General features: G+C 54.3%; 29 protein-coding genes. 15 read left to right on the top strand and 14 right to left on the bottom strand.

Annotated features, from left to right (window positions below):
- The first annotated feature begins 128 nt into the window (after positions 1 to 128).
- The 3 genes from arcB (at position 129) to mtgA (ending at position 4,078) form a co-directional block, all read left to right on the top strand.
- A complete protein-coding gene (arcB, locus tag F8562_RS13400) occupies positions 129 to 2,468 on the top strand; it encodes an aerobic respiration two-component sensor histidine kinase ArcB (protein WP_014839635.1) in 2,340 nt (779 codons plus the stop codon).
- Between the two features lie 234 nt (positions 2,469 to 2,702).
- The gene (gene elbB, locus F8562_RS13395) at positions 2,703 to 3,356 is read left to right on the top strand and encodes an isoprenoid biosynthesis glyoxalase ElbB (protein ID WP_014226985.1); all 654 of its coding nucleotides are present in this window, start codon (positions 2,703 to 2,705) and stop codon (positions 3,354 to 3,356) included.
- Entirely contained in the window at positions 3,353 to 4,078 is a 726-nt protein-coding gene (gene mtgA / locus F8562_RS13390) for a monofunctional biosynthetic peptidoglycan transglycosylase (RefSeq protein ID WP_014226984.1), read from the top strand. The genes elbB and mtgA overlap by 4 nt, the downstream gene beginning before the upstream one ends.
- 52 nt (positions 4,079 to 4,130) lie before the next feature.
- Here mtgA and npr read toward each other — a convergent pair whose 3' ends face one another.
- The 11 genes from npr to F8562_RS13335 all read right to left on the bottom strand — a co-directional run bounded on the left by npr (position 4,131) and on the right by F8562_RS13335 (position 12,022).
- On the bottom strand, positions 4,131 to 4,403 hold the full coding sequence (gene npr, locus F8562_RS13385; protein WP_004106170.1) for a PTS phosphocarrier protein NPr: 273 nt from the start codon (positions 4,401 to 4,403) through the stop codon (positions 4,131 to 4,133).
- Positions 4,400 to 5,254, bottom strand: a complete 855-nt coding sequence (rapZ, locus tag F8562_RS13380) for an RNase adapter RapZ (RefSeq protein ID WP_004106169.1) — start codon at positions 5,252 to 5,254, stop codon at positions 4,400 to 4,402. Before rapZ ends, npr begins: the two co-directional genes overlap by 4 nt.
- A gap of 45 nt (positions 5,255 to 5,299) precedes the next feature.
- A complete protein-coding gene (ptsN, locus tag F8562_RS13375; protein ID WP_004854593.1) occupies positions 5,300 to 5,788 on the bottom strand; it encodes a PTS IIA-like nitrogen regulatory protein PtsN in 489 nt (162 codons plus the stop codon).
- A 65-nt stretch (positions 5,789 to 5,853) separates the two neighbouring features.
- A complete protein-coding gene (hpf, locus tag F8562_RS13370) occupies positions 5,854 to 6,141 on the bottom strand; it encodes a ribosome hibernation promoting factor (protein ID WP_004125711.1) in 288 nt (95 codons plus the stop codon).
- Between the two features lie 22 nt (positions 6,142 to 6,163).
- Positions 6,164 to 7,597, bottom strand: a complete 1,434-nt coding sequence (gene rpoN / locus F8562_RS13365) for an RNA polymerase factor sigma-54 (RefSeq protein ID WP_004854591.1) — start codon at positions 7,595 to 7,597, stop codon at positions 6,164 to 6,166.
- Positions 7,598 to 7,644: 47 nt separating this feature from the next.
- On the bottom strand, positions 7,645 to 8,370 hold the full coding sequence (gene lptB, locus F8562_RS13360) for an LPS export ABC transporter ATP-binding protein (protein WP_004125705.1): 726 nt from the start codon (positions 8,368 to 8,370) through the stop codon (positions 7,645 to 7,647).
- 6 nt (positions 8,371 to 8,376) lie between these two features.
- Positions 8,377 to 8,922, bottom strand: coding sequence for a lipopolysaccharide ABC transporter substrate-binding protein LptA (lptA, locus tag F8562_RS13355; RefSeq protein WP_004125703.1), 546 nt, complete (start codon positions 8,920 to 8,922; stop codon positions 8,377 to 8,379).
- The gene (lptC, locus tag F8562_RS13350) at positions 8,891 to 9,466 is read right to left on the bottom strand and encodes an LPS export ABC transporter periplasmic protein LptC (protein ID WP_004854587.1); all 576 of its coding nucleotides are present in this window, start codon (positions 9,464 to 9,466) and stop codon (positions 8,891 to 8,893) included. The genes lptA and lptC overlap by 32 nt, the downstream gene beginning before the upstream one ends.
- A complete protein-coding gene (kdsC, locus tag F8562_RS13345) occupies positions 9,463 to 10,029 on the bottom strand; it encodes a 3-deoxy-manno-octulosonate-8-phosphatase KdsC (protein ID WP_004854584.1) in 567 nt (188 codons plus the stop codon). Before kdsC ends, lptC begins: the two co-directional genes overlap by 4 nt.
- 14 nt (positions 10,030 to 10,043) lie before the next feature.
- A complete protein-coding gene (gene kdsD / locus F8562_RS13340) occupies positions 10,044 to 11,048 on the bottom strand; it encodes an arabinose-5-phosphate isomerase KdsD (RefSeq protein WP_160741439.1) in 1,005 nt (334 codons plus the stop codon).
- Positions 11,045 to 12,022, bottom strand: a complete 978-nt coding sequence (locus tag F8562_RS13335) for a calcium/sodium antiporter (protein WP_004854581.1) — start codon at positions 12,020 to 12,022, stop codon at positions 11,045 to 11,047. The genes kdsD and F8562_RS13335 overlap by 4 nt, the downstream gene beginning before the upstream one ends.
- A 209-nt stretch (positions 12,023 to 12,231) precedes the next feature.
- Between F8562_RS13335 and mlaF the strand changes: the two genes are divergently transcribed.
- From mlaF to murA, 7 genes are all read left to right on the top strand, one after another.
- Positions 12,232 to 13,044 (top strand): phospholipid ABC transporter ATP-binding protein MlaF, encoded by an 813-nt coding sequence (gene mlaF / locus F8562_RS13330; protein ID WP_004125691.1) that lies wholly within the window; start codon positions 12,232 to 12,234, stop codon positions 13,042 to 13,044.
- Positions 13,045 to 13,051: 7 nt separating this feature from the next.
- The gene (mlaE, locus tag F8562_RS13325; RefSeq protein WP_004125690.1) at positions 13,052 to 13,834 is read left to right on the top strand and encodes a lipid asymmetry maintenance ABC transporter permease subunit MlaE; all 783 of its coding nucleotides are present in this window, start codon (positions 13,052 to 13,054) and stop codon (positions 13,832 to 13,834) included.
- 4 nt (positions 13,835 to 13,838) lie between these two features.
- Positions 13,839 to 14,390, top strand: coding sequence for an outer membrane lipid asymmetry maintenance protein MlaD (gene mlaD / locus F8562_RS13320; RefSeq protein ID WP_014226983.1), 552 nt, complete (start codon positions 13,839 to 13,841; stop codon positions 14,388 to 14,390).
- A gap of 18 nt (positions 14,391 to 14,408) precedes the next feature.
- Positions 14,409 to 15,044 carry a phospholipid-binding protein MlaC gene (mlaC, locus tag F8562_RS13315; RefSeq protein ID WP_004125682.1) on the top strand — a complete coding sequence of 212 codons (636 nt, stop codon included), beginning with the start codon at positions 14,409 to 14,411 and terminating at the stop codon, positions 15,042 to 15,044.
- Positions 15,044 to 15,334: a lipid asymmetry maintenance protein MlaB gene (mlaB, locus tag F8562_RS13310; RefSeq protein ID WP_094909417.1), complete on the top strand. Its 291-nt coding sequence runs from the start codon at positions 15,044 to 15,046 to the stop codon at positions 15,332 to 15,334. The genes mlaC and mlaB overlap by 1 nt, the downstream gene beginning before the upstream one ends.
- A 135-nt stretch (positions 15,335 to 15,469) precedes the next feature.
- Positions 15,470 to 15,724 carry a BolA family iron metabolism protein IbaG gene (gene ibaG / locus F8562_RS13305; protein WP_004106141.1) on the top strand — a complete coding sequence of 85 codons (255 nt, stop codon included), beginning with the start codon at positions 15,470 to 15,472 and terminating at the stop codon, positions 15,722 to 15,724.
- Between the two features lie 54 nt (positions 15,725 to 15,778).
- Entirely contained in the window at positions 15,779 to 17,038 is a 1,260-nt protein-coding gene (gene murA / locus F8562_RS13300; protein ID WP_004854569.1) for a UDP-N-acetylglucosamine 1-carboxyvinyltransferase, read from the top strand.
- A 65-nt stretch (positions 17,039 to 17,103) separates the two neighbouring features.
- On the opposite strand, the gene sfsB is transcribed toward murA, so the two are convergent.
- Complete coding sequence (sfsB, locus tag F8562_RS13295; RefSeq protein ID WP_004854566.1) at positions 17,104 to 17,376, bottom strand: DNA-binding transcriptional regulator SfsB; 273 nt, start codon at positions 17,374 to 17,376, stop codon at positions 17,104 to 17,106.
- Positions 17,377 to 17,573: 197 nt separating this feature from the next.
- Complete coding sequence (gene ispB, locus F8562_RS13290; RefSeq protein ID WP_004854564.1) at positions 17,574 to 18,545, bottom strand: octaprenyl diphosphate synthase; 972 nt, start codon at positions 18,543 to 18,545, stop codon at positions 17,574 to 17,576.
- Between the two features lie 260 nt (positions 18,546 to 18,805).
- Between ispB and rplU the strand changes: the two genes are divergently transcribed.
- The 4 genes from rplU (at position 18,806) to cgtA (ending at position 21,643) form a co-directional block, all read left to right on the top strand.
- Positions 18,806 to 19,117: a 50S ribosomal protein L21 gene (gene rplU, locus F8562_RS13285; protein ID WP_004106123.1), complete on the top strand. Its 312-nt coding sequence runs from the start codon at positions 18,806 to 18,808 to the stop codon at positions 19,115 to 19,117.
- A gap of 19 nt (positions 19,118 to 19,136) precedes the next feature.
- On the top strand, positions 19,137 to 19,394 hold the full coding sequence (gene rpmA / locus F8562_RS13280; RefSeq protein ID WP_003861831.1) for a 50S ribosomal protein L27: 258 nt from the start codon (positions 19,137 to 19,139) through the stop codon (positions 19,392 to 19,394).
- Between the two features lie 95 nt (positions 19,395 to 19,489).
- Positions 19,490 to 20,455 carry a DMT family transporter gene (locus F8562_RS13275; RefSeq protein ID WP_014226981.1) on the top strand — a complete coding sequence of 322 codons (966 nt, stop codon included), beginning with the start codon at positions 19,490 to 19,492 and terminating at the stop codon, positions 20,453 to 20,455.
- A 15-nt stretch (positions 20,456 to 20,470) separates the two neighbouring features.
- Positions 20,471 to 21,643 carry an Obg family GTPase CgtA gene (cgtA, locus tag F8562_RS13270; protein WP_014226980.1) on the top strand — a complete coding sequence of 391 codons (1,173 nt, stop codon included), beginning with the start codon at positions 20,471 to 20,473 and terminating at the stop codon, positions 21,641 to 21,643.
- A 46-nt stretch (positions 21,644 to 21,689) separates the two neighbouring features.
- On the opposite strand, the gene dacB is transcribed toward cgtA, so the two are convergent.
- On the bottom strand, positions 21,690 to 23,123 hold the full coding sequence (dacB, locus tag F8562_RS13265; RefSeq protein WP_004854556.1) for a serine-type D-Ala-D-Ala carboxypeptidase: 1,434 nt from the start codon (positions 23,121 to 23,123) through the stop codon (positions 21,690 to 21,692).
- Positions 23,124 to 23,357: 234 nt separating this feature from the next.
- Between dacB and greA the strand changes: the two genes are divergently transcribed.
- Entirely contained in the window at positions 23,358 to 23,834 is a 477-nt protein-coding gene (gene greA, locus F8562_RS13260) for a transcription elongation factor GreA (protein ID WP_004854554.1), read from the top strand.
- The last annotated feature ends 58 nt before the right edge of the window (positions 23,835 to 23,892 follow it).

The following is a 23,892-nucleotide window of genomic DNA, read 5'->3' as shown; positions in this document are numbered from 1 at the left end:
CATTTCCGGCTGACGGCTCTCCACCGTCAGGCGCGTAACTACAATCCTTCCCGCATTTTTGGCACAACTTACAGCGTCTTGCTCAGAATTGAGTATTATTGTGCGAAGTTGTCGCGAAGGAATCCCTTATGAAGCAAATCCGTATGCTGGCGCAGTATTATGTTGACCTGATGATGAAGCTGGGTCTGGTGCGCTTTTCAATGCTGCTGGCCTTTGCGCTGGTGGTGCTGGCGATCGTTGTGCAGATGGCCGTGACGATGGTGCTGCACGGCCAGGTGGAAAGTATTGATGTGATCCGCTCCATCTTCTTTGGCTTGCTGATTACCCCGTGGGCGGTCTATTTCCTGTCGGTGGTGGTTGAGCAGTTGGAAGAGTCCCGGCAGCGCCTCTCGAGGCTGGTGGAGAAACTGGAGGAGATGCGCGAACGCGATCTCAAGCTGAATGTGCAGCTTAAGGACAACATCGCCCAGCTTAATCAGGAAATCGGCGAACGTGAAAAGGCGGAAGCGGAACGTGAAACGACGCTTGAGCAGCTGAAAATTGAGATGAAAGAGCGTGAAGAGGCGCAAATTCAGCTGGAACAGCAATCCTCCTTCTTGCGCTCCTTCCTGGATGCCTCTCCGGACCTGGTTTTCTATCGTAATGAAGATAAAGAGTTTTCTGGCTGTAACCGAGCGATGGAACTGTTGACCGGTAAAAGTGAAAAGCAGCTTATTCATCTTAAGCCGCAGGATGTTTACAGCGAAGAGGTGGCGGAGAAAGTGCTGGAGACGGATGAGAAAGTCTTCCGCCATAACGTATCGCTCACCTACGAGCAGTGGCTGGATTATCCGGACGGGCGCAAGGCCTGCTTTGAAATCCGCAAAGTGCCTTATTATGACCGCGTCGGTAAGCGGCGCGGCCTGATGGGGTTTGGCCGCGATATTACGGAGCGTAAGCGCTATCAGGACGCGCTGGAGCGGGCCAGCCGTGATAAGACCACCTTTATCTCAACGATCAGCCATGAGCTGCGTACGCCGCTTAACGGCATCGTAGGCCTTAGTCGAATCCTTCTGGATACCGATCTTACCGATGAACAGGAAAGATACCTGAAAACCATCCACGTCTCAGCGGTAACGCTGGGTAATATCTTCAATGATATTATTGAGATGGATAAGATGGAGCGGCGTAAAATTCAGCTGGATAACCAGCCGGTGGACTTTACCGGCTTCCTGGCCGACCTGGAAAACCTCTCCGGCCTGCAGGCGCAGCAGAAAGGCCTGCATTTTGTGCTGGACCCCACGCTTCCGCTGCCGCATAAAGTGATCACCGACGGAACGCGTTTACGCCAAATCTTGTGGAATCTTATTAGTAATGCCGTGAAATTTACTCCGCAAGGCGGGAATGTGAACGTCCGCGTGCGCTACGACGAAGGCGATATCCTGCACTTTGAAGTAGAAGATTCAGGGATTGGCATCCCTGAAGCGGAACAGGATAAAATTTTCGCCATGTATTACCAGGTGAAAGATAGCCAGGGCGGCAAGCCAGCGACGGGCACCGGCATCGGCCTCGCCGTATCGCGGCGCCTGGCGAGGAATATGGGCGGTGATATTTGCGTTACCAGCCTCCCGGGTAAAGGCGCGACTTTTACGCTTACCGTACACGCTCCGGCCGTGGCTGAAGAGGTCGAGGACACGCTGGCGGAAGATGAAATGCCATTACCTGCGCTGAACGTGCTGCTGGTGGAAGATATTGAGCTCAACGTGATCGTGGCGCGCTCGGTACTGGAGAAGCTGGGCAACAGCGTGGATGTGGCGATGACCGGCAAGGCTGCGCTGGAGATGTTTGTACCCGGCGAGTACGATCTGGTTCTGCTTGATATTCAGCTGCCGGATATGACTGGACTCGATATTTCTCGTCAGCTGAAACAACGCTTTGCCGCCGATGAGCTCCCGCCGCTGGTGGCGCTTACCGCTAACGTGCTGAAGAACAAGAATGAGTATCTGGATGCGGGAATGGATGATGTTCTTAGTAAGCCATTATCGGTTCCGGCATTAACCGCGATTATCAAAAAATTCTGGGATGCGCCGGAAGAAGAGGAGAATGCAATGCCATCTATAGATAGCAGTAAATCGGCTTCTGTACTGGATATTCCGATGCTTGAGCAGTATATCGAACTGGTAGGGCCGAAGCTGATTAATGACGGTCTGGCCGTTTTTGAAAGAATGATGCCGGGCTACCTGGCAGTCCTGGAATCCAATTTAACCGCTCGCGACCAGAAAGGCATTGTCGATGAGGGTCATAAGATTAAAGGGGCTGCGGGCTCAATCGGTTTGCGCCATATCCAGCAGTTAGGGCAGCAGATTCAAACGCCGGATTTACCTGCGTGGTCGGATAACGTGGGTGAATGGGTTGAAGAGATGAAATCAGAGTGGCAAAACGATGTCGCGGTGCTGAAAGCGTGGGTCGCGGCGGCAGATAAAAAATGACCCCGGATAAACCGGGGTGCGCGAATACTGCGCCAACACCAGGGAACTGGTCGTTACGCCAGAATCATTTGAGTGATTTTTTTACACGGCGCAACCTGAGGATTTGGCTTACTCGCTCATTAAGATAGCAAACCTTAAATAGTTTGTTACATGAAACAGTAAAATATGTGAAGCATAGCGAGTAATTCAAAATTTTTGACTGCTTTCATAAACTTGTACTAAGGGGCTGATGTGATGAAGAAAATTGGTGTGGTGCTGAGCGGCTGCGGCGTTTATGACGGAAGTGAAATTCATGAAGCCGTCATTACTCTGCTGGCAATAGCCCGCAGCGGCGCTCAGGCCATCTGCTATGCGCCAGATAAAGTGCAAACCGATGTTATCAATCACCTGACCGGCGAAGCGCAGGCGGAAAGCCGTAATGTGCTTGTGGAAGCGGCGCGTATCGCACGCGGAGAGATTCAGCCTTTGGCCAATGCCCGAGCGGATGCGCTGGATGCGCTGATCGTGCCCGGCGGTTTTGGTGCAGCAAAGAACCTCAGCAGCTTTGCTTCACAGGGGAGCGAATGTGAAGTCGATCGCGATCTCAAGGCGCTGGCGCTGGCGATGCATCAGGCGGGTAAACCGCTGGGCTTTATCTGTATCGCTCCGGCACTGTTGCCGAAAATATTTGCTATACCGCTACGCGTGACCATTGGTACCGATCTTGATACTGCCGACGCGGTTGAGGAGATGGGGGCTGAACACGTGCCTTGCCCGGTCGACGATATTGTGGTGGATGAAGACAACAAAGTGGTGACGACCCCCGCGTATATGCTGGCGCAGAACATTGCCGAAGCGGCGAGTGGCATTGAAAAACTGGTCTCTCGCGTATTGGTTCTGACGGCATGACATTTCGCTTTTCGCCGTTGCGGTTAATTAAGCGCTTCGTGCTGAGGCTATTGTTGGCTTGTGCGGTGCTATGGGGCGGCGGGATTGCCCTGTTTAGCTTCGTACCTGTTCCTTTTTCGGCGGTGATGCTGGAGCGACAGGTCGGCGCCTGGCTTTCAGGGGATTTTCATTACCTCGCCCATTCCGACTGGGTGGACATGGATGAAATTTCGCCGTGGATGGGGCTGGCGGTTATTGCCGCAGAAGATCAGAAATTCCCGGAACACTGGGGATTTGACGTCACGGCCATTGAGAAGGCGCTGGCGCATAATGAACGCAATGAGAACCGCATTCGCGGCGCCTCAACCTTGTCGCAACAGACGGCAAAAAACCTGTTTCTGTGGGACGGCCGCAGCTGGCTGAGAAAAGGGCTGGAGGCGGGACTGACCGTCGGCATTGAGACAGTATGGAGTAAAAAGCGGATCCTCACGGTCTATCTCAATATCGCTGAATTTGGTGAGGGGACGTTTGGCGTTGAAGCCGCGTCGCAGCGCTATTTTCACAAACCGGCCAGTAAACTGACGGCTTCCGAAGCCGCGCTGCTCGCTGCGGTGCTGCCTAACCCAATACGCTTCCGCGCCGATGCGCCATCGGGTTATGTTCGCAGCCGTCAGGCGTGGATCCTGCGCCAGATGAGGCAGTTAGGTGGGGAAGGGTTTATGCAGGCGAATAAGCTGCATTGATGATTTCACAACCGGTAACCCGGAAGGCACGCTGCCGCCGGGGGAATGAAAGCTAATCCTCATCAAACCCGGCGTTGAACAGCGCGATAACCGCTGCCAGCGCCTCCACTTCCTGTGGGCCGTTGGCTTCAATCTCGATCTGACGCCCTTTAGCTGAATCGAGCATCAGCAGCGCAATCACGCTATTTGCTTCCGCTTCGGTACCTTCATCATTACGCAGCAGCACCTCGGCATCATAGTTCTGCATTAATTCAAACAGCTTCATCGCCGGGCGAGCGTGCATGCCCAGCTTATTGGTGATTTCAACGGTTTGCTTAACGGTCATGATTTGCGTTTTTCCAGCGTCCGATGACGAGACTGCACGTTCTTACCGCGCGAGCGGAAGTAGTCAGCCAGCTGTTCGGCGATGTAAACCGAACGGTGTTTACCACCGGTACAACCAATGGCCACCGTCAAATAGCTGCGGTTATTGGTCTCCAGCATAGGTAACCATAGCTCAAGATAGCTGCGGGTCTGGTAGATAAAATTGTGAACTTCCGTGTGCCGGTCGAGGAAGGCGGCGACGGGCTTATCGAGGCCGGTCATGGGACGCAGCTTCGGATCCCAGTGCGGGTTCGGCAGAAAGCGCACGTCAAAAACGTAGTCGGCATCGATAGGTATACCGTGCTTAAAGCCAAAGGATTCAAACACCATCGTCAGTTCGCGCTCGCGTTTGCCTAATAAACGCGTGCGCAGCATTTCTGCCAGCTCATGCACCGACATTTCTGAGGTATCGACGATCAGGTCGGCGCGGGAACGCAGAGGCTCCAGCAGGTCGCTCTCTTCATCGATGGCGCTTTCCAGCGACAGGTTTTTACTGGACAGAGGATGTAAACGACGCGTGTCGCTGTAGCGGCGAATCAGGGTGTTACGATCGGCATCCAGGAACAGCAGCTGAGGTGAAAATTCTGCGGGCAGATTTTTCATCGCCTGCTCGAAGATTTCCGGCGACTCGGGCATGTTACGTACGTCAATACTGACGGCTGCCGAGATGTTTCTGTCGGCGAGCGAGCGCGCCAGCTCGGGCAACAGCACAACCGGCAGGTTATCGACGCAGTAAAAACCCATATCTTCCAGCGCTCGCAGGGCGACGGATTTCCCCGACCCTGAACGGCCGCTGACGATCATCAGTACCATGTACCGTTTCTCCTCAGTACGAAAAAGAGTAAGGTGCGACTTCCGTTACGCCTCATTATTACTTCCCGCTTCAGTAATGATTTCATACAGCTCTTCATCACTTTGCGCAGCGCGCAGGCGGCGGCAAATAGTTTTATCTGCCAGACGTTTCGCCACCAGCGAGAGCGTATGCAGATGCGTTTTAGTTTGATCGGCCGGGACAAGAAGGGCAAACAGCAGATCGACGGGTTGATTGTCGATAGCATCGAAGGCAATTGGGGTTTCCAACTGAACAAAAACGCCCACGGCCCGCAGCGTATCCTCTTCGAGTTTACCGTGTGGGATCGCAATACCGTTGCCAATCCCGGTACTGCCCATTTTCTCACGGGTAAGGATCGCCTCGAAGACGATCTGGGGCGGTAAGCCTAGCTGCTTTGCCGCCAGCTCGCTGATGATTTCCAGCGCGCGTTTTTTGCTCTGGCAGTGAACCTGGCTACGGGTACATTCCTGGTTAAGGACATTGCTCAGTTGTAGAGCCGAATCGTTATTTATCATAATTTCACCTGAGCTCTCCTGGCCAACCGCCTGCGGGCGGTTGGCGTAGGCTATTGCCCGGACAATTAGTGTTGTTTCAGTTTATCTTTATGTTTTGTTAGCTGTCTTGCCAGCTTATCGATAAGACCATCGATCGCAGCATACATATCCTGCCCTTCCGCACTGGCATGGATTTCACCACCGTTGACATGCAGATTGGCGTCCGCTATTTGCGTCACCTTCTCCACTTTTAACACAATGTAGACCTGGTTGATCCTGTCGAAAAACTGCTCCAGTTTGCTGAACTTCGTGGTAACGAAATCGCGCATCGCGGGGGTTATTTCAACGTTGTGTCCTGTAATGTTGAGCTGCATAGTGTCTTCCTTATCGGTTGGGTCAAACCAGCTGCTTACGCTGATTTGACGGCGGAATGGATAAAGACTCTCGGTACTTAGCAACGGTTCGCCGCGCCACCATAATACCCTGATCGGATAGCAGGGTGGTGAGCTTACTGTCACTCAATGGTTTCGCGGGGTTTTCCGCGGCGATTAATTTCTTCACCAGCGCACGAATGGCCGTCGACGATGCTTCGCCGCCGCCTTCGGTGTTTACATGGCTGGAGAAGAAATACTTCAGCTCAAAAATACCGCGCGGACTGTGCAGGTATTTTTGCGTAGTAACGCGTGAAATGGTGGATTCATGCATTTCGACGGCCTGAGCGATGTCCGCCAGCACCATCGGTTTCATAAACTCTTCACCTTGTTCAAAAAAAGCCTGCTGCTGTTCGACAATGCAGCGGCTGACGCGCAGAAGGGTGTCGTTGCGGCTCTCGAGGCTCTTGATAAGCCAGCGCGCTTCCTGCAGGTTGCTGCGGATAAACTGGCCGTCAGCGTCATTGCGCGTACTGTTACCCATGGCGGCATAGTGCTGGTTGATCTTCAGGCGCGGAAGGCTATCTGAATTGAGCTCAACGACCCAACGATCGTTCACTTTACGCACCAGAACGTCAGGAATGACATATTCTGGCTCGCCAGTCTGGATCGACTGGCCCGGGCGCGGATCCAGCGATTGGATCAGATTTACCGCTTCCTTTAGCACGTCTTCTTTGAGGCGGGTCACGCGCATCAGGCTACGGAAGTCGTGATTGGCAAGCAGATCAAGGTGATCGCTGATGATCAGGCGAGCTTCATCAATCCACGGCGTCTCTTTGGCAAACTGTGAAAGCTGCACCAGCAGGCAATCGCGTAAATCTTTTGCTGCCACGCCGACGGGATCGAAACGCTGAATGCGCTTGAGAACCGCTTCTACTTCTTCAAGCCCGATTTCATCATCGCCAATACTTTCCACGATGTCTTCGACAGGAACGGTCAGGTAGCCAGTATCATCAACGGCATCGACGATAGAGGTCGCGATCGCGCGATCGGTATCGGTGAAGGGCGTCAGTTCAACCTGCCACATCAGATAATCCTGCAGGCTTTGCGTGGTCTCGCCCTGGTAGACGGGCAGTTCATCATCCTGATAATCAACGCCGTTGCCTGACGGCGTTCCGGCGGTGTAAATCTCATCCCAGCTGGCATCAAGCGGCAGCTCTTCGGGCATGTCTTTCTGCTCAAGGGCGTCGACGGTATCCAGAGACTCACGATCTTCGGCCTCTTTGGTTTCTACCTCATCGTGAAGATCGGTTTGCTCCAGCAACGGGTTGCTGTCCAGCGCCTGCTGGAGTTCTTGCTGGAGTTCTAACGTGGACAGCTGCAGTAGACGAATCGCCTGCTGCAGTTGTGGCGTCATGGCAAGCTGTTGGCTTAGCCTTAATTGCAAACCTTGCTTCATATTCAGGGCCAATATCTCCGGCTAAAACGTCTGTAACCTCTACCCTATCAGAGTCTGAAGTCTTCCCCAAGATACACGCGCTTAACCTGCTCGTCTTCAAGGATTTGCTGTGGCGTACCGTGAGCTATCAGGTGGCCCTGGCTGACGATATAAGCACGCTCACACACGGCCAGCGTTTCCCGGACGTTATGGTCGGTTATCAGGACGCCAAGACCGCTGTCGCGCAGGTGTTCAATAATGCGTTTGATATCAATGACGGAGATGGGGTCCACGCCGGCGAAGGGTTCATCCAGCAGGATAAATTTCGGGTTAGCGGCCAGCGCGCGGGCGATCTCGACGCGGCGGCGTTCACCACCGGAGAGCGCCTGGCCGAGGCTATCGCGCAGATGCTCAATGTGAAACTCCTCCATCAGCTCTTTCGCCCGGTCTTCACGCTGCTCGTTGCTCAGGTCGTCGCGAATCTGCAGTACCGCCATCAGGTTATCGTAAACGCTCAGGCGGCGGAATATGGAGGCCTCCTGCGGCAAATAGCCGATTCCGCGACGCGCGCGCGCGTGCAGGGGTAGCAGGCTGATATCTTCATCATCGATGATAATGTTGCCGGCGTCGCGCGGTACGATACCAACGACCATATAGAACGTGGTGGTTTTACCGGCACCGTTCGGACCGAGCAGACCAACAATCTCGCCCGAATTCACGGTCAGGCTGACGTCTTCTACAACGCGGCGGCCTTTATAGGCTTTAGCAAGATTCTTTGCAGTTAATGTTGCCATAACGAATTACTTACCCTTCTTTGACTGATCGCTACCCTTGTCCTGCAGCTGCGAAGGAACCAGAACCGTGGTCACGCGCCCGCCTTTATTGCTGAAGGCCTGCATTTTTTGCTCTTTCACCAGGTAAGTGATTTTGTCGCCCTGGATATTGCTATCGATCTGTTCCAGATGCGCATTGCCGGTCAGGACGACAAAGTCGTTTTGCAGTTCATAATGCATTTTCGACGCGCGGCCTTTTACCGGCTTACCGTTGTCCTGCATCTGGTAGAAGGTGGCCGGGTTACCGTAGCCATCAATAACCTCTTTGCCTTTCTCTCCACCCGGACGGGTCACAACAACTTTGTCGGCGTTGATTTTGATCGTTCCCTGAGTGACGACAACATTCCCCGTAAAGGTGACGACGTTGCCCTGCATATCCAGCGACTGCTGATCGGATTCAATGTGAATCGGCTGATCGGTATCACCTGTCTTTGCCTGTGCCGACAGGCTGGCGGCCAGTAAGGCGCTGGCGAGCGCAATCTTAAGGCTGAGTTTGTTTGTTCTGAATTTCATATGAGGTTCTAACCTTTTCAATCAGCTCGGCATTTTTACTGCGCAGGTTCCCGCGCATTTTCAGGCCGCTGGAATTAAATGTTGTTCCGTACAACGTCACCATGTCATCGGAGGTAACATCCTGCGTCACCAGGTTTATCTGGGCGTTATCCGTCGTAATTTTGCGCAGTTGAGAATCCGCCGTCAGCGCATTTACCTCAACGTGCCCGTAAAGATACAGCATGCGGTCATTCGTCAACTTAGCTTTATCCGCTTTGATAGACCAGGTTGGTACTTTATTGGTATCAAAGGTGGTCATCACCGGTTTTGTGAACCACGAGAGCTGCTGTTCGGAAAAATACTCCACGTGTTCCGCGATGAGCCGGTAGTTAAGCGCTCCTTCGGGGCTATACACGACGGTATCAGTATGCTCGCTGGTATACGTTGGATCGTCAGGATTGATCGCTTGCTGGGTGGTATCGTCCGTACTCGCCAGGTTCAGGCCGATCAGGATCAGCGCGACCAGCGACAGTAAAATGATAACCCAACGTCTGGTTTTACTCATATAGATTGCCCTTTGGCCTCATCCAGCTTGCCCTGCGCCAATAGTAGCAAATCGCACACTTCGCGTACCGCTCCGCGACCCCCGTTGATACGAGTAACGTAATCCGCGCGCGGGAGCAGCAACGGATGCGCATCGGCTACCGCTATGCTTAAACCCACTTCAGCCATCACCGGCCAGTCGATCAGATCGTCGCCAATATAGGCGACTTCATCCGCGCTAACGGCCAGTTTATTGAGTAGTTCACGAAACGCCAGCAGCTTATCCGACTGCCCCTGGTAGAGATGCGTAATGCCCAGCGTTTGGCAGCGATCTTCCACCAGTTTAGCGTTTCGCCCGGTAATTATCGCCACTTCAATATCTGAAGTCAGGGCGCAGCGGATACCGTAGCCGTCGCGCACGTTAAACGCCTTCAGCTCTTCGCCGTTGTTACCCATATAGATAAGACCGTCGGACAAAACGCCGTCTACATCAAGTATCAATAAACGGATCTTCGCCGCCCGGTCAAGAAAGTCCTGGCTTACCGGCCCGTAGCAGGTCGCTATCAGGGCATCAGCATTATTCATTATTTTTTCCTTACTTACACTACGCCCGCGCGCAGGAGATCGTGCATATGTATCACACCTACCAGACGGTCGCCATCAGCAACCAGCACGCAGGTGATATGACGGGACTGCATCAGGTTCAGCGCATCAACGGCCAGCGTGCCGGGACGGATGCGGATTCCGCCTCGCGTCATCACTTCGGCAATACTGGCGTTACGCATATCAATGCCGGTATCAAATACGCGGCGCAGATCGCCATCGGTGAAGATGCCGATGATATTCATTTCATCATCGCAAATGGCGGTCATGCCTAAATTTTTGCGCGTGATTTCCAGCAACGCATCGCGGAGCGTGGCCTCCAGGCCAACGTGCGGAATTTCATCGCCGGTGTGCATGATATCATTGACCCGCAGCAGTAGCTTACGGCCCAGAGCGCCGCCGGGGTGCGATAGCGCAAAATCTTCAGCGGTAAAACCGCGGGCTTCCAGCAGCGCTACGGCAAGGGCATCGCCCATGACCAGCGCGGCGGTGGTGCTTGACGTGGGGGCCAGCCCTAACGGGCAGGCCTCTTTGGGCACCTTCACGCACAGATGAATATCCGCCGCGCGCGCCATGCTGCTTTCCGGTCGGCTGGTGATACAAATCAGCGCCACCTGCTGGCGCTTAAGCACCGGAATCAGGGCGAGGATTTCATTTGACTCGCCCGAGTTGGATAGCGCGATCACCACGTCGCATGGAGTTACCATGCCTAAATCGCCGTGCGCGGCCTCACCGGGATGAACGAAGAAAGATGACGTTCCGGTACTGGCGAAAGTGGCTGCCATTTTTCGCCCGATATGGCCGGATTTCCCCATTCCCATCACCACAACTTTACCGGTACAGCGGAAAATGGTCTCACAGGCACGGGTAAAATCTTCATTAATGTATTGATCGAGCTGGGCCAGACCTTCACGTTCAATGTCCAGAACCTCGCGGCCTGCCCGTTGAAAGTCAAAATCCGCTGGCAAATCTATTTGCGACATAATGTTATCCCGAATCATTCAACGAAGAGCGGCGCTGTCCAGTACAGCATCGCTAACCAAAGCACAAAACCACCCAGCAGCAGGGCACCGGCAAGGCGACCTGGCTGCTGCTTACGGCGCCAGCACAGCGCGGCGAAGATCAGGCTGACCAGCAGCATGACGCCATAATCGCGGGTAAAGGCCTCGGCGGCAAAGGTGCCTGGCGCAATCAGCGCGGGGAGCCCGAGGACCAGTACAATATTAAGAATATTAGCGCCAATGATATTGCCGATAGCGATGTCATTTTCGCCTTTTCGCGCTCCGGCGATGGCCGTGGCCAGTTCGGGCAGGCTGGTGCCGATAGCGACGACCGTTAAGCCGACGGTCAGTTCGCTGATAGCAAAAAAGTTTGCCAGCACCGTGGCGTTATCGACCACCATCCGCGTAGCCATCGGCATCACAATCATCGCGACGCCCAACCAGAGCAGCGCGACGGGAAGCGAGCCTTCTCGCGGCAGCTCCGCCAGCTGTTCACGGGTCAGGCTGTCGTTACCCTGGCGTTCCGCAAGGCGGGCAATTTTAAGGGTAAACAGCAGCCACAGAATGGCCAGCGCCAGCAAAAAAAGGCCGTCTATCCGCGTAAGCTGGCCGTCGTACAGCACAAAACCTGCCAGTAAACTGACCAGCAACATTAACGGCAATTCGCGGCGCAGGATATCAGAATGCACGGTAAAAGGTTGAAACAGCGCGGTGAGGCCGAGGATCAGCAGGATATTGGTGATATTCGATCCGAGAGCGGTGCCGATCGCCAGATCGGTTTGCCCATGCAGGGAAGCGGCGGCGGAAACAATCACTTCCGGCAAACTGGTACCGATGCTGACCACCGTCATGCCAATAATCAGGGGAGGGATCCCCAGCATACGGCAGAGTATTGAAGCGGCGTAGACCAGACGATCGGCGCTGTAGACAACCAGCAATAAACCAATAATTAACAGAGCCGTCGCTAAGAGCATCTAAAGTCCTTTCTTCAGGTATAATCGTTGCCTCGCTGGCCGTCCGTAGGCAGCGTAACGAATTCTTAATTTTGACTTTATGTGTGCCAAAAGTAAAACAAATGCCAGCTTTCGCTAACCCGGGCGGGTAAGATTCTGTAAAAATGTTGGGTTTGTGGTGAAAGAAAGCGCCATGCTTAGCCCGACGGGTGTCTAGTAAGGATGATTTTATGAGCCAGAGTTCGGCGAATCTAGTCGAAGTTCGCGGTATTCGCTTCTCGAGGGGCGATCGCGTGATCTTCGATGATATCTCGCTATCGGTACCCCGCGGCAAGATCACCGCGATAATGGGGCCATCAGGGATCGGCAAAACCACCCTGTTACGTCTCATCGGCGGTCAAATCCCGCCCGATAAAGGCGAGATCCTGTTTGATGGTGAAAACGTACCGCAGATGTCGCGTTCGCGCCTGTATACCGTCCGCAAGCGCATGAGCATGCTGTTTCAGTCCGGCGCGCTGTTCACCGATCTGAATGTGTTCGATAACGTCGCTTATCCCCTGCGCGAGCATACGCGTTTGCCGGAAGCGCTGCTGCACACCACGGTGATGATGAAGCTGGAAGCCGTCGGGCTACGCGGAGCCGCGAAGCTGATGCCTTCTGAGCTTTCCGGCGGCATGGCGCGCCGTGCCGCCCTGGCGAGGGCGATTGCGCTCGAACCTGATTTAATCATGTTCGATGAGCCCTTTGTCGGGCAGGACCCCATTACGATGGGGGTACTGGTGAAGCTGATTTCTGAACTCAATAGCACCCTGGGTGTCACCTGTATCGTGGTTTCGCATGATGTGCCGGAGGTGCTCAGCATCGCGGACTTTGCATATATCGTGGCGGACAAAAAGGTCGTAGCGCATGGGAGCGCGCAGTCGCTGCGTGAAAATGCCGACCCTCGGGTCCGTCAGTTCATTGATGGTATCGCCGACGGCCCGGTGCCGTTCCGCTATCCGGCGGGGGATTATCATCATGATTTATTGGGCAAAGGGAGTTAAGCGACTCATGTTGTTAAATGCGCTAGCCGCGCTTGGGCATCGCGGTATAAAAACTATCGCGACGTTCGGGCGTGCTGGATTAATGCTCTTCAACGCGGTTGTGGGCAAGCCTGAGTTTCGCAAGCATGCGCCGCTGCTGGTGCGTCAGCTATACAACGTTGGCGTGCTATCGATGCTGATCATCATTGTATCGGGGCTGTTTATCGGTATGGTGCTGGGTCTGCAGGGCTATCTGGTGTTGACCACCTATAGCGCCGAAACCAGTCTGGGCATGCTGGTGGCGCTGTCGCTGCTGCGTGAGCTGGGGCCGGTGGTCGCCGCGCTGCTGTTTGCCGGGCGTGCCGGCTCGGCGCTGACTGCTGAAATTGGCCTGATGCGCGCAACGGAACAGCTCTCCAGTATGGAGATGATGGCGGTCGACCCGCTTCGCCGCGTGATCTCTCCGCGTTTCTGGGCGGGGGTGATTTCACTGCCGTTGTTAACGATTATTTTTGTGGCGGTCGGCGTATGGGGCGGCTCGCTGGTTGGTGTCAGCTGGAAGGGCATCGATGGCGGCTTCTTCTGGAGCGCGATGCAAAATGCCGTTGACTGGCGGATGGATCTGGTTAACTGCCTGATTAAGAGCCTGGTTTTCGCCATTACGGTAACATGGATCGCGTTATTTAACGGTTATGACGCTATCCCCACTTCCGCCGGGATTAGCCGGGCGACGACGCGTACCGTGGTGCATGCGTCGCTGGCGGTTCTGGGGCTGGATTTTGTGCTGACTGCGCTGATGTTTGGGAATTGAGTTCATGCAAACGAGAAAAAATGAAATCTGGGTAGGGGTGTTTTTACTGGTTGCGCTGCTGGCCGCGCTGTTTGTCTGCCTGAAGGCGGCAAACGTAACCTCTTTACGTACCGAACCGACTTATCGGCTCTATGCCACTTTTGACAATATCGGCGGTCTGAAAGCGCGCTCTCCGGTGCGGATTGGCGGCGTTGTCGTTGGACGCGTGGCGGATATTACGCTCGATCCTAAGACCTACCTGCCTCGCGTCGCGCTCGATATTGATGAGCGCTACAACCATATTCCGGATACCAGCTCGCTGGCGATCCGAACTTCCGGTCTGCTGGGCGAACAGTACCTGGCGATGAACATCGGGTTTGAAGATCCTGAGCTGGGAACCACTATCCTTAAAGATGGCGGTACCATTCAGGACACCAAATCCGCAATGGTGCTGGAAGATTTGATAGGCCAGTTCCTTTATAACAGTAAAGGTAGCGACAATAAGAATTCTGGCGATGAACAGGCTGCTGGAGAGAGTCATACTGACGCTACGCCGCCAGCCGGCACGACGCACTAATTTCAGGAGAGTTAAGATATGTTTAAACGCTTACTAATGGTCGCCATGCTGGTGATTGCACCTTTGACTGCGGCCACCGCCGCGGATCAGTCCAATCCGTACAAGCTGATGGACGAAGCGGCGCAGAAAACCTTCGATCGCCTCAAGAACGAGCAGCCGAAGATTCAGGCTAATCCGAACTACCTGCGCGATATCGTCGATCAGGAACTGCTGCCCTATGTTCAGGTGAAATACGCCGGCGCGCTGGTGTTAGGTCGTTATTACAAAGAAGCGACCCCGGCGCAGCGTGAAGCCTATTTTGCCGCCTTCCGCGAATATCTGAAGCAGGCCTATGGCCAGGCGCTGGCGATGTATCACGGTCAGACCTATCAGATTGCCCCTGAGCAGCCGTTGGGCAGCGCGACCATTGTTCCTATCCGCGTCACCATCCTTGATCCGAATGGCCGTCCGCCGGTGCGCCTGGATTTCCAGTGGCGTAAAAATACCCAGACCGGTAACTGGCAGGCGTACGACATGATTGCGGAAGGGGTGAGCATGATCACCACTAAACAAAACGAGTGGAGCGATCTGCTGCGTACTAAAGGCGTTGATGGTCTGACGGCGCAGCTGAAGGCAAGCTCAGCGCAGCCGATTACTCTGGAACAGAAAAAATAATGACCGGGCAGCTGAGCTGGGCTCGCGATGGTGAGACGCTGGCGCTGCGCGGAGAGCTGGACCAGGATCTTCTGGTCCCGCTGTGGGAAGCGCGCGCGCAGGCGACGGATGGCGTGTCTGCCATCGACCTGAGCGCCGTGACCCGCGTGGACACCGCCGGGCTGGCGCTATTAGTGCATTTTATCGCACTGGTTCGTCGGCAGGGTGGGAAGGCTAAATTGACCGGGAAGAGTGAAAATCTGCAAACCCTGGTCAGGTTGTATAACCTTCCTGCTGATATGATCCCATAACTTTTTCAGTGCCTTAGTGCTGAAGCTATTCTGAAAGCCCCATCAAACTTTTCGATGGGGCTTTTTGCTTGTTTAAGACGGCGCCACTTTCCTCTAAGATGTTGGGCTGTTTTCACTATCAGATAAATGTAGCCCATGGAAAATCATGAAATTCAGACCGTGCTGATGAACGCACTCTCCCTTCAGGAAGTCCACGTCTCTGGCGATGGCAGCCACTTTCAGGTTATTGCTGTGGGTGAGATGTTCGACGGCATGAGTCGGGTCAAGAAGCAACAGGCTATCTATGCCCCGCTGATGGAATATATTGCCGATAACCGCATCCATGCTCTGTCGATTAAAGCGTTTACTCCGCAGGAGTGGGCGCGAGACCGCAAACTTAATGGCTTATAAGCTGTGGGGATGTTCCCCGCAGCGTATGTGAATTCTTAACAGAGAACAGAATCAATGGATAAATTCCGTGTTCAGGGGCCAACTCGTCTTCAGGGCGAGGTCACCATTTCCGGCGCGAAAAACGCCGCCCTGCCAATCCTCTTTGCCGCGCTATTAGCCGAAGAGCCGATTGAGATCCAAAACGTACCGAAGCTGAAAGACATCGATACCACCATGAAGCTGCTGAGCCAGCTGGGCGCGAACGTTAAGCGCAACGGCTCCGTATGGATCGATGCCGGCCCGGTCGACGTTTTCTGTGCTCCGTATGACCTCGTCAAAACCATGCGCGCGTCTATTTGGGCGCTGGGACCGCTGGTGGCGCGTTTTGGCCAGGGGCAGGTTTCTCTTCCCGGCGGCTGCGCCATCGGCGCGCGCCCCGTTGATTTACACATTACCGGCCTTGAGCAGTTGGGTGCGGAAATCAAGCTGGAAGAGGGTTATGTCAAGGCGTCGGTTAATGGACGTCTGAAAGGCGCGCATATTGTGATGGATAAGGTCAGCGTTGGCGCTACCGTGACCATCATGAGCGCTGCGACGCTGGCGGAAGGTACGACCGTTATCGAAAACGCCGCGCGCGAGCCGGAAATTGTCGATACCGCGAACTTTCTCAACACGCTGGGTGCGAAGATCAAAGGTCAGGGTACCGATCGTATCACCATCGAAGGCGTAGCGCGCCTCGGCGGCGGCGTCTACCGCGTTCTGCCGGATCGTATTGAAACCGGGACGTTCCTGGTGGCGGCGGCGATTTCTGGCGGTAAGATCCTGTGCCGCAATGCCCAGCCGGATACCCTTGATGCGGTTCTGGCCAAGCTACGCGACGCCGGTGCGGATATCGAAACGGGCGAAGACTGGATTAGCCTGGACATGCACGGCAATCGTCCGAAGGCCGTCAACGTGCGTACTGCCCCACACCCAGGCTTCCCGACCGACATGCAGGCTCAGTTCACCTTGCTGAATCTGGTTGCCGAGGGCACCGGCGTGATCACCGAGACGATCTTCGAAAACCGTTTCATGCATATCCCGGAACTGATCCGTATGGGCGCGCATGCGGAAATCGAAAGCAATACGGCGATTTGCCACGGCGTGAAGCAGCTTTCTGGCGCCCAGGTGATGGCGACGGATCTGCGTGCGTCAGCCAGCCTGGTACTGGCGGGCTGTATTGCGGAAGGTACGACGATTGTCGATCGTATTTACCACATTGACCGCGGCTACGAACGTATCGAAGACAAGCTTCAGGCGCTGGGTGCGAATATCGAACGCGTCAAAGGCGAATAAGCCATATAAGCCTGTAGCAGCAGCCCTCTGACGTTTGTCCGGGGGCTGTTGTCTGCAACCTCGCTTTACTTGTTGTTCTTCCTTGGGCGCATCATTTGCGTTCTGTCGATAAACTGATGGGTATGGGGATCGTGATAGCGCGATGGCCATATTACCCACGGATCGGTTTCCAGCGCGTTAGCAATAATCAGCTCGCCCTTGGGCCAGGGCCGGGTCAGTGCATTGGCGAGCGTTGAAGAACTTAAACCATTACGCCGCGATTCAGCTGCCAGCGACGTCCCTTTTTTGCGTAATCCGGCAATAATATCCGCCGGATGCCAGTCGATGAACTTATCCATAAATTCTCCTGGTAATAAACATGCCTGGCGTCCTTAATGGACGACAAAATGACTATACCGCGGGTTCCAGTAATGTTCTAACAAGTTCTTTTAATGGGTTTGATATTAGGAATATATCAAGGGATACGGCTGGATCTTGGTTTTTTGACGCTTACTGGAACTTTCCCGCGGTTTGCGCGGGAAAGCAAGAGGAGGGGTTAGTGATCGCGTTGCACAGCGATGTGGGCAAGACCGATTAGCGCTTCACGCCACGGAGAATCGGGAAGGACCTGAAGCGCGGCAATCGCTTTATCAGCCTCTTCCTCCGCGCGTTTTTGGGTCCATTCCAGCGAGCCGCAGGTTGCCATCGTTTCCAGTACGGCGTCGAGAAGATGACGGCCATTACCCTGCTCAATCGCCCCACGGATCATGGCGGACTGTTCTGCGTTGCCGTGTTGCATAGCATGCAGCAGCGGAAGGGTGGGTTTGCCTTCATTCAGATCGTCACCGACGTTTTTACCCAGACGCTCACCGTCTGAACTGTAGTCAAGCAGATCGTCAATCAGCTGGAAAGCGGTACCCAGATAGCGTCCGTAATCCTGTAACGCTTTTTCTTGTTCCGCGCTGCAGTCGGCCAGAATGCCGGAGCACTGGGCTGCGGCTTCAAACAAACGTGCGGTCTTGCTGTAAATGACCCGCATGTAGTTTTCTTCAGTGATATCCGGGTCGTTAACGTTCATCAGCTGCAGGACTTCCCCTTCGGCAATGACGTTAACGGCTTCTGACATCACTTCCAGCACTCTCAATGACCCAAGGCTGGTCATCATCTGAAAGGCGCGGGTGTAGATAAAATCACCGACCAGCACGCTAGCCGCATTGCCAAAAGCGGCGTTTGCGGTGGCTTTTCCCCGGCGCATATCAGACTCATCGACGACATCATCATGCAGCAGGGTGGCGGTATGGATAAATTCGATCAGCGCGGCAATGGCGACGTGAGCGTTTCCCTGATATCCAACGGCACGCGCGGCCAGTACGGCGATCATCGGGCGAATGCGTTTACCGCCTCCGCTAACAATGTAATAGCCTAACTGATTGATAAGCTGAACATCAGAGTCGAGTTGCTCAAGAATTGTCGCATTGACGCCCGCCATATCCTGCGCGGTTAACTCATTGATTTTTTCTAAATTCATCGCAAAAGCCGGGCCAAATGTCCTGTTACCGCGTATCCGAATGGGATCACAGAAGGATTAAGACAGAATTAAAAGAAGCTATGATTGTACTGAAAAATTGCCGTAGTTAAACGCTGGAGTGAAAGTTGTGTTTTTTTTCTGCGTTGATCGCTGATCGCTCTTGTCAAAGGCTCGCGTTTTGCGTAATATTCGCGCCCTATTGTGAATATTTATAGCGCACTCTGAATCATACGAAGAGGTGCGCGGAAGCGGAGTTTTATATGTACGCGGTTTTCCAAAGTGGTGGTAAACAACACCGAGTAAGCGAAGGTCAAACCATTCGCCTGGAAAAGCTGGACATCGCAACTGGCGAAGCTGTTGAGTTCGCAGAAGTGCTGATGATCGCAAACGGTGAAGAAATTAAAATCGGCGTTCCTTTCGTTGAGGGCGGCGTAATCAAAGCTGAAGTTGTTGCACACGGTCGTGGCGAGAAAGTTAAAATCGTTAAGTTTCGTCGTCGTAAACACTACCGTAAGCAGCAGGGCCATCGTCAGTGGTTCACTGATGTGAAAATTACTGGCATCAGCGCCTAAGACCTGAGGAGAGATTTAAATGGCACATAAAAAGGCTGGCGGCTCAACTCGTAACGGTCGCGATTCAGAAGCTAAACGCCTGGGCGTTAAGCGTTTCGGTGGCGAATCCGTTCTGGCGGGTAGCATCATCGTTCGTCAACGTGGTACCAAATTCCACGCTGGCACTAACGTAGGTTGCGGTCGTGACCACACTCTGTTTGCTAAAGCAGACGGTAAAGTGAAATTCGAAGTTAAAGGCCCGAACAACCGTAAATACATCAGCATCGTTGCTGAGTAAGTTTTTCGTGGTCCGGTAACGGATTAAAGCCCCGCAACGTGTTGCGGGGCTTTTTACATTGAAACCCCGGAAAATTTTCTGCAGGGAAAACGGGCATGAAGCAGCAGGCCGGCATCGGCATTATTTTAGCGCTCACCACGGCGATGTGCTGGGGTGCCCTGCCGATAGCAATGAAGCAGGTTCTTGAAGTGATGGAACCGCCGACGGTGGTGTTTTACCGCTTTTTGATGGCAAGTTTTGGTCTTGGCGCTATCCTCGCCATGAAAAGAAAGCTGCCCCCGCTGCGGATTTTTCGCAAGCCGCGGTGGTTGGTACTGCTGGTTATTGCGACAGCGGGTTTGTTCGGTAACTTCATTCTGTTTAGTTCTTCCTTGCAATATCTCAGCCCCACCGCTTCCCAGGTGATTGGCCAGCTGTCTCCGGTCGGCATGATGGTGGCCAGCGTTTTTGTCCTTAAAGAGAAAATGCGCGGCACTCAGGTTGTGGGTGCGCTGATGCTGGTGAGCGGTCTGGTGATGTTTTTTAACACCAGCCTGATCGAGATTTTTACCCGCCTGACGGACTACACGTGGGGGGTAATTTTCGGCGTAGGTGCGGCGACGGTGTGGGTGTGCTACGGCGTCGCGCAAAAGGTGTTATTGCGCCGTCTGGCATCACAGCAAATCCTTTTTTTGCTGTACACTTTATGTACGATATCGCTATTGCCATTAGCGAAGCCTTCGCAGGTGCTGGCATTAAGCGACTGGCAGCTGGCCTGTCTGGTTTTTTGCGGGCTCAATACCCTGGTCGGCTACGGCGCCCTGGCGGAAGCGATGGCGCGCTGGCAGGCGGCGCAGGTGAGCGCGTTGATTACCTTAACGCCGCTGTTTACGCTGCTATTTTCAGATTTATTATCACTGGCCTGGCCCGACGTTTTCGCCAGACCGCTGTTGAACCTGATGGGTTATCTCGGTGCGTTTGTCGTGGTTGCGGGCGCGATGTATTCCGCCGTCGGCCACCGTCTTTGGGGACGATGGCGTAAGCGAGAAGCGGTTGTGCCGCTCCCCCGCTCAGGCGAATGATTTACGGAGAGTAAAATGAAGTTTGTTGATGAAGCAACGATCCTGGTCGTAGCAGGTGATGGCGGCAATGGTTGCGTTAGCTTCCGCCGCGAAAAATATATCCCGAAAGGCGGCCCGGACGGCGGTGACGGCGGTGACGGCGGCGACGTCTGGCTTGAGGCGGACGAAAACCTCAACACCCTGATCGACTACCGTTTTGAGAAGTCTTTTCGCGCTGAGCGCGGGCAGAACGGTCAGAGCCGTGACTGTACCGGTAAACGCGGTAAAGACGTAACGGTGAAGGTACCGGTAGGGACTCGCGTCATCGATCAGGGCACCGGCGAGACGATGGGTGATATGACCAAGCATGGTCAGCGCCTGATGGTCGCCAAAGGCGGCTGGCACGGTCTGGGTAACACCCGTTTCAAATCGTCCGTTAACCGTACTCCACGTCAAAAGACGATGGGGACGCCGGGCGATAAGCGCGATCTGCAGCTGGAGCTGATGCTGCTGGCGGACGTCGGCATGCTGGGAATGCCGAATGCGGGTAAATCGACCTTTATTCGTGCCGTTTCCGCCGCGAAGCCTAAAGTCGCTGACTATCCGTTTACTACGCTGGTGCCGAGCCTCGGCGTGGTGCGTATGGACAACGAGAAGAGCTTCGTGGTGGCGGATATCCCGGGGCTGATTGAAGGCGCCGCTGAAGGCGCGGGTCTCGGTATTCGCTTCCTGAAGCACCTGGAGCGCTGCCGCGTGCTGCTGCATCTCATCGATATCGAGCCGATTGACGGATCCGATCCGGTGGAGAACGCGCGGATTATTATCGGTGAGCTGGAAAAATACAGTGAGAAACTGGCTTCTAAGCCGCGCTGGCTGGTCTTTAACAAGATTGACCTGATGGACAAAGCTGAGGCGGAAGCGAAAGCGAAAGCTATCGCGCAGGCGCTGGGCTGGGAAGATAAGTTCTACCTGATTTCGGCGGCCAGCCAGCAGGGCGTAAAAGACCTGTGCTGGGACGTGATGACCTTTATCATCGAAAACCCGATTGTGCATGCGGAAGAAGCGAAGCCTGCCGAAAAAGTCGAGTTTATGTGGGACGACTATCACCGCCAGCAGCTTGAAGAAGCTGAAGTGGAAGATGATGAAGACTGGGATGATGATTGGGATGAAGACGACGAAGAAGGCGTTGAATTCATCTACAAACGTTAATCCTGAACAAACGAAAAGGGCCGCCAATGATGCGGCCCTTTTTGCTTTAATTGTTCTGATAGAGGTCTTTGTACAATCGGCTTTCGAACCGCACCAGTGGAATGCGGCGATTACGCTGGTCGGCCGGAGGCACGGCGTAGCCAGACAGGTATTGCACGAACGCCATCTTCTGCCCGCTGGCCGTCGTGATGAAACCGGCCAGGTTATACACCCCCTGCAGTGAGCCCGTTTTCGCCGAGACTTTGCCATCGACACCTGCCTGATGCAGCCCTGCGCGGTACTGCAGAGAACCATCATGGCCGGCCAGAGGCAGCATCGAGATAAAGTTGAGTTCATTATCGTGCTGGGCGATGTACTGCAGCACCTGCATCATCGTCGCGGGTGCGATGAGGTTATGGCGCGACAGACCTGAGCCATCGGCAATGATGGTATTCCCGAGATCGACGCCGGCCTGCTGACGTAAGATCTGCCGTACCGCATCGGAACCGGCTCGCCAGGTACCCGGTACGCTGAAGCGAGCGTGCCCAATGGTGCGGAATACCGTATCGGCGATCATGTTGTCCGATTTTTTCAGCATAATACGCAGCAGATCGTGCAGCGGCGCAGATTGTGTACTTGCCAGGACGGTACCCGGATCGTTTGCCAGCGTCTGGCGCAGCAGCGTACCGCTCCAGGTGATGTCGGCGTCGGTCAGCTCAGCTTTCAGAATCGCACCGGCGTAGCTGGCGCCATCCTGAATGGCAAAAGCCAGCGGCAGCGGCTCGCTGCGCTGCGGCAGACAGCCGGTCAGGGTGTAACGGTTCAGATCGCCGGGAACCACGTCAAGCTCACAGTACTGTGCTTCAGAAGAGCCCCGGGGCAGCGTACGCACCTGGCTGAACATGGTCACCGGGTAGTAAGACGCCACGCGAATAAACGCCAGATCGCCCGGCTTTTGCGCGCTATAGAGCGAGATGGAGAAGCAGTTCCGATCGACAATCGCCGCCGCCGGCGGGGCGCTAAAGCACTGCGTCATATCGTTCCATGGCCAGCCAGGCGCTTTGTCATGGCTGGCGAAGATGGAGGTATCGATCAGCACATTACCTTCAATTCGCTGGACGCCTGCTTTCTTCAGCGTGGCCACCATATTACGAATATCCTGACGCCTGAGGGTAGGATCGCCGCCAAAGCGCGCAATGAGGTCGCCTTTCAGGACGCCGCCATCGAGGCTGCCTTTCGTTTCCAGCGTCGTGGTGAAGCGGAAGTCCGGACCCAGCTGCAGCAGCGCAGCAAGCGCGGTTATCACTTTTTGGGTGCTGGCGGGGAGCGCCATCTGCTGGCTATGGTAGTCTATCTCCGGCGTCGGGGATCCCACCTTCTGCGCCATAAAGGCAAGGTTTGCGCCCGCAGGAAGCTGATTGATGTACTCGTCAATATTCGCCGCCTGAGCGCTAAGCGCTATACCGGCAGTCAATCCGATGATAAATCTGGAAAATCGCATAATCTCGCGCTAACAACCTGAAACCAGTCCGTCATACTACGGTGCATCGCCCTGTAAAGTAAACGATGACCCATAGTGAACTTCAGGGTAAAATACGTATCAAATTGAAAATTGCTGCTGGCCTGGGGATGACTTTCCGGGTCGGTTTTCTTTTGCTCCGGCCCTGCTCAAGTCTTGACCGGCTGCGGAGCGGCGTTGTCTGCTCCATGAAGGAATGAAAAAGAGGTATAACAAATGCAAGCTATTCCGATGACCTTACGTGGCGCTGAAAAACTGCGCGAAGAACTGGATTTCCTGAAGTCCGTACGTCGTCCTGAAATCATCGCAGCCATCGCTGAGGCCCGCGAGCACGGCGATCTGAAAGAAAATGCTGAGTATCATGCTGCCCGTGAACAGCAGGGCTTCTGTGAAGGTCGCATTAAGGATATCGAAGCGAAGCTGTCGAACGCGCAGGTCATCGATATCACCAAAATGCCCAACAATGGCCGGGTGATTTTTGGTTCGACGGTCAGCGTTCTGAATCTCGATACGGATGAAGAGCAAACTTATCGTATCGTTGGCGATGACGAGGCCGATTTTAAGCAAAATCTGATTTCTGTAAACTCGCCGATTGCACGTGGTTTAATCGGTAAAGAGCAGGACGATGTGGTGGTTATCCGAACACCGGGCGGGGAAGTCGAATTCGAAATTCTTAAGGTTGAGTACCTTTAATTCGAATTTAACGCTACGATGTTGATGGATTGTAAAGAAAGGAAAAAGGCCGCGTAGC

This window comes from Klebsiella sp. RCJ4 (genome assembly GCF_009025755.1).
Lineage (GTDB): Bacteria > Pseudomonadota > Gammaproteobacteria > Enterobacterales > Enterobacteriaceae > Klebsiella > Klebsiella michiganensis.
Note: the sequence above shows the minus strand (reverse complement) of the source record. Positions and strands in the feature narration are given on the sequence as shown.

Coding starts and splice junctions, on each gene's coding strand:
- arcB (WP_014839635.1), top strand. CDS start 129: ATGAAGCAAATCCGTATGCTGGCGCAGTATTATGTTGACCTGATGATG.
- elbB (WP_014226985.1), top strand. CDS start 2,703: ATGAAGAAAATTGGTGTGGTGCTGAGCGGCTGCGGCGTTTATGACGGA.
- mtgA (WP_014226984.1), top strand. CDS start 3,353: ATGACATTTCGCTTTTCGCCGTTGCGGTTAATTAAGCGCTTCGTGCTG.
- npr (WP_004106170.1), bottom strand. CDS start 4,403: ATGACCGTTAAGCAAACCGTTGAAATCACCAATAAGCTGGGCATGCAC.
- rapZ (WP_004106169.1), bottom strand. CDS start 5,254: ATGGTACTGATGATCGTCAGCGGCCGTTCAGGGTCGGGGAAATCCGTC.
- ptsN (WP_004854593.1), bottom strand. CDS start 5,788: ATGATAAATAACGATTCGGCTCTACAACTGAGCAATGTCCTTAACCAG.
- hpf (WP_004125711.1), bottom strand. CDS start 6,141: ATGCAGCTCAACATTACAGGACACAACGTTGAAATAACCCCCGCGATG.
- rpoN (WP_004854591.1), bottom strand. CDS start 7,597: ATGAAGCAAGGTTTGCAATTAAGGCTAAGCCAACAGCTTGCCATGACG.
- lptB (WP_004125705.1), bottom strand. CDS start 8,370: ATGGCAACATTAACTGCAAAGAATCTTGCTAAAGCCTATAAAGGCCGC.
- lptA (WP_004125703.1), bottom strand. CDS start 8,922: ATGAAATTCAGAACAAACAAACTCAGCCTTAAGATTGCGCTCGCCAGC.
- lptC (WP_004854587.1), bottom strand. CDS start 9,466: ATGAGTAAAACCAGACGTTGGGTTATCATTTTACTGTCGCTGGTCGCG.
- kdsC (WP_004854584.1), bottom strand. CDS start 10,029: ATGAATAATGCTGATGCCCTGATAGCGACCTGCTACGGGCCGGTAAGC.
- kdsD (WP_160741439.1), bottom strand. CDS start 11,048: ATGATTCGGGATAACATTATGTCGCAAATAGATTTGCCAGCGGATTTT.
- F8562_RS13335 (WP_004854581.1), bottom strand. CDS start 12,022: ATGCTCTTAGCGACGGCTCTGTTAATTATTGGTTTATTGCTGGTTGTC.
- mlaF (WP_004125691.1), top strand. CDS start 12,232: ATGAGCCAGAGTTCGGCGAATCTAGTCGAAGTTCGCGGTATTCGCTTC.
- mlaE (WP_004125690.1), top strand. CDS start 13,052: ATGTTGTTAAATGCGCTAGCCGCGCTTGGGCATCGCGGTATAAAAACT.
- mlaD (WP_014226983.1), top strand. CDS start 13,839: ATGCAAACGAGAAAAAATGAAATCTGGGTAGGGGTGTTTTTACTGGTT.
- mlaC (WP_004125682.1), top strand. CDS start 14,409: ATGTTTAAACGCTTACTAATGGTCGCCATGCTGGTGATTGCACCTTTG.
- mlaB (WP_094909417.1), top strand. CDS start 15,044: ATGACCGGGCAGCTGAGCTGGGCTCGCGATGGTGAGACGCTGGCGCTG.
- ibaG (WP_004106141.1), top strand. CDS start 15,470: ATGGAAAATCATGAAATTCAGACCGTGCTGATGAACGCACTCTCCCTT.
- murA (WP_004854569.1), top strand. CDS start 15,779: ATGGATAAATTCCGTGTTCAGGGGCCAACTCGTCTTCAGGGCGAGGTC.
- sfsB (WP_004854566.1), bottom strand. CDS start 17,376: ATGGATAAGTTCATCGACTGGCATCCGGCGGATATTATTGCCGGATTA.
- ispB (WP_004854564.1), bottom strand. CDS start 18,545: ATGAATTTAGAAAAAATCAATGAGTTAACCGCGCAGGATATGGCGGGC.
- rplU (WP_004106123.1), top strand. CDS start 18,806: ATGTACGCGGTTTTCCAAAGTGGTGGTAAACAACACCGAGTAAGCGAA.
- rpmA (WP_003861831.1), top strand. CDS start 19,137: ATGGCACATAAAAAGGCTGGCGGCTCAACTCGTAACGGTCGCGATTCA.
- F8562_RS13275 (WP_014226981.1), top strand. CDS start 19,490: ATGAAGCAGCAGGCCGGCATCGGCATTATTTTAGCGCTCACCACGGCG.
- cgtA (WP_014226980.1), top strand. CDS start 20,471: ATGAAGTTTGTTGATGAAGCAACGATCCTGGTCGTAGCAGGTGATGGC.
- dacB (WP_004854556.1), bottom strand. CDS start 23,123: ATGCGATTTTCCAGATTTATCATCGGATTGACTGCCGGTATAGCGCTT.
- greA (WP_004854554.1), top strand. CDS start 23,358: ATGCAAGCTATTCCGATGACCTTACGTGGCGCTGAAAAACTGCGCGAA.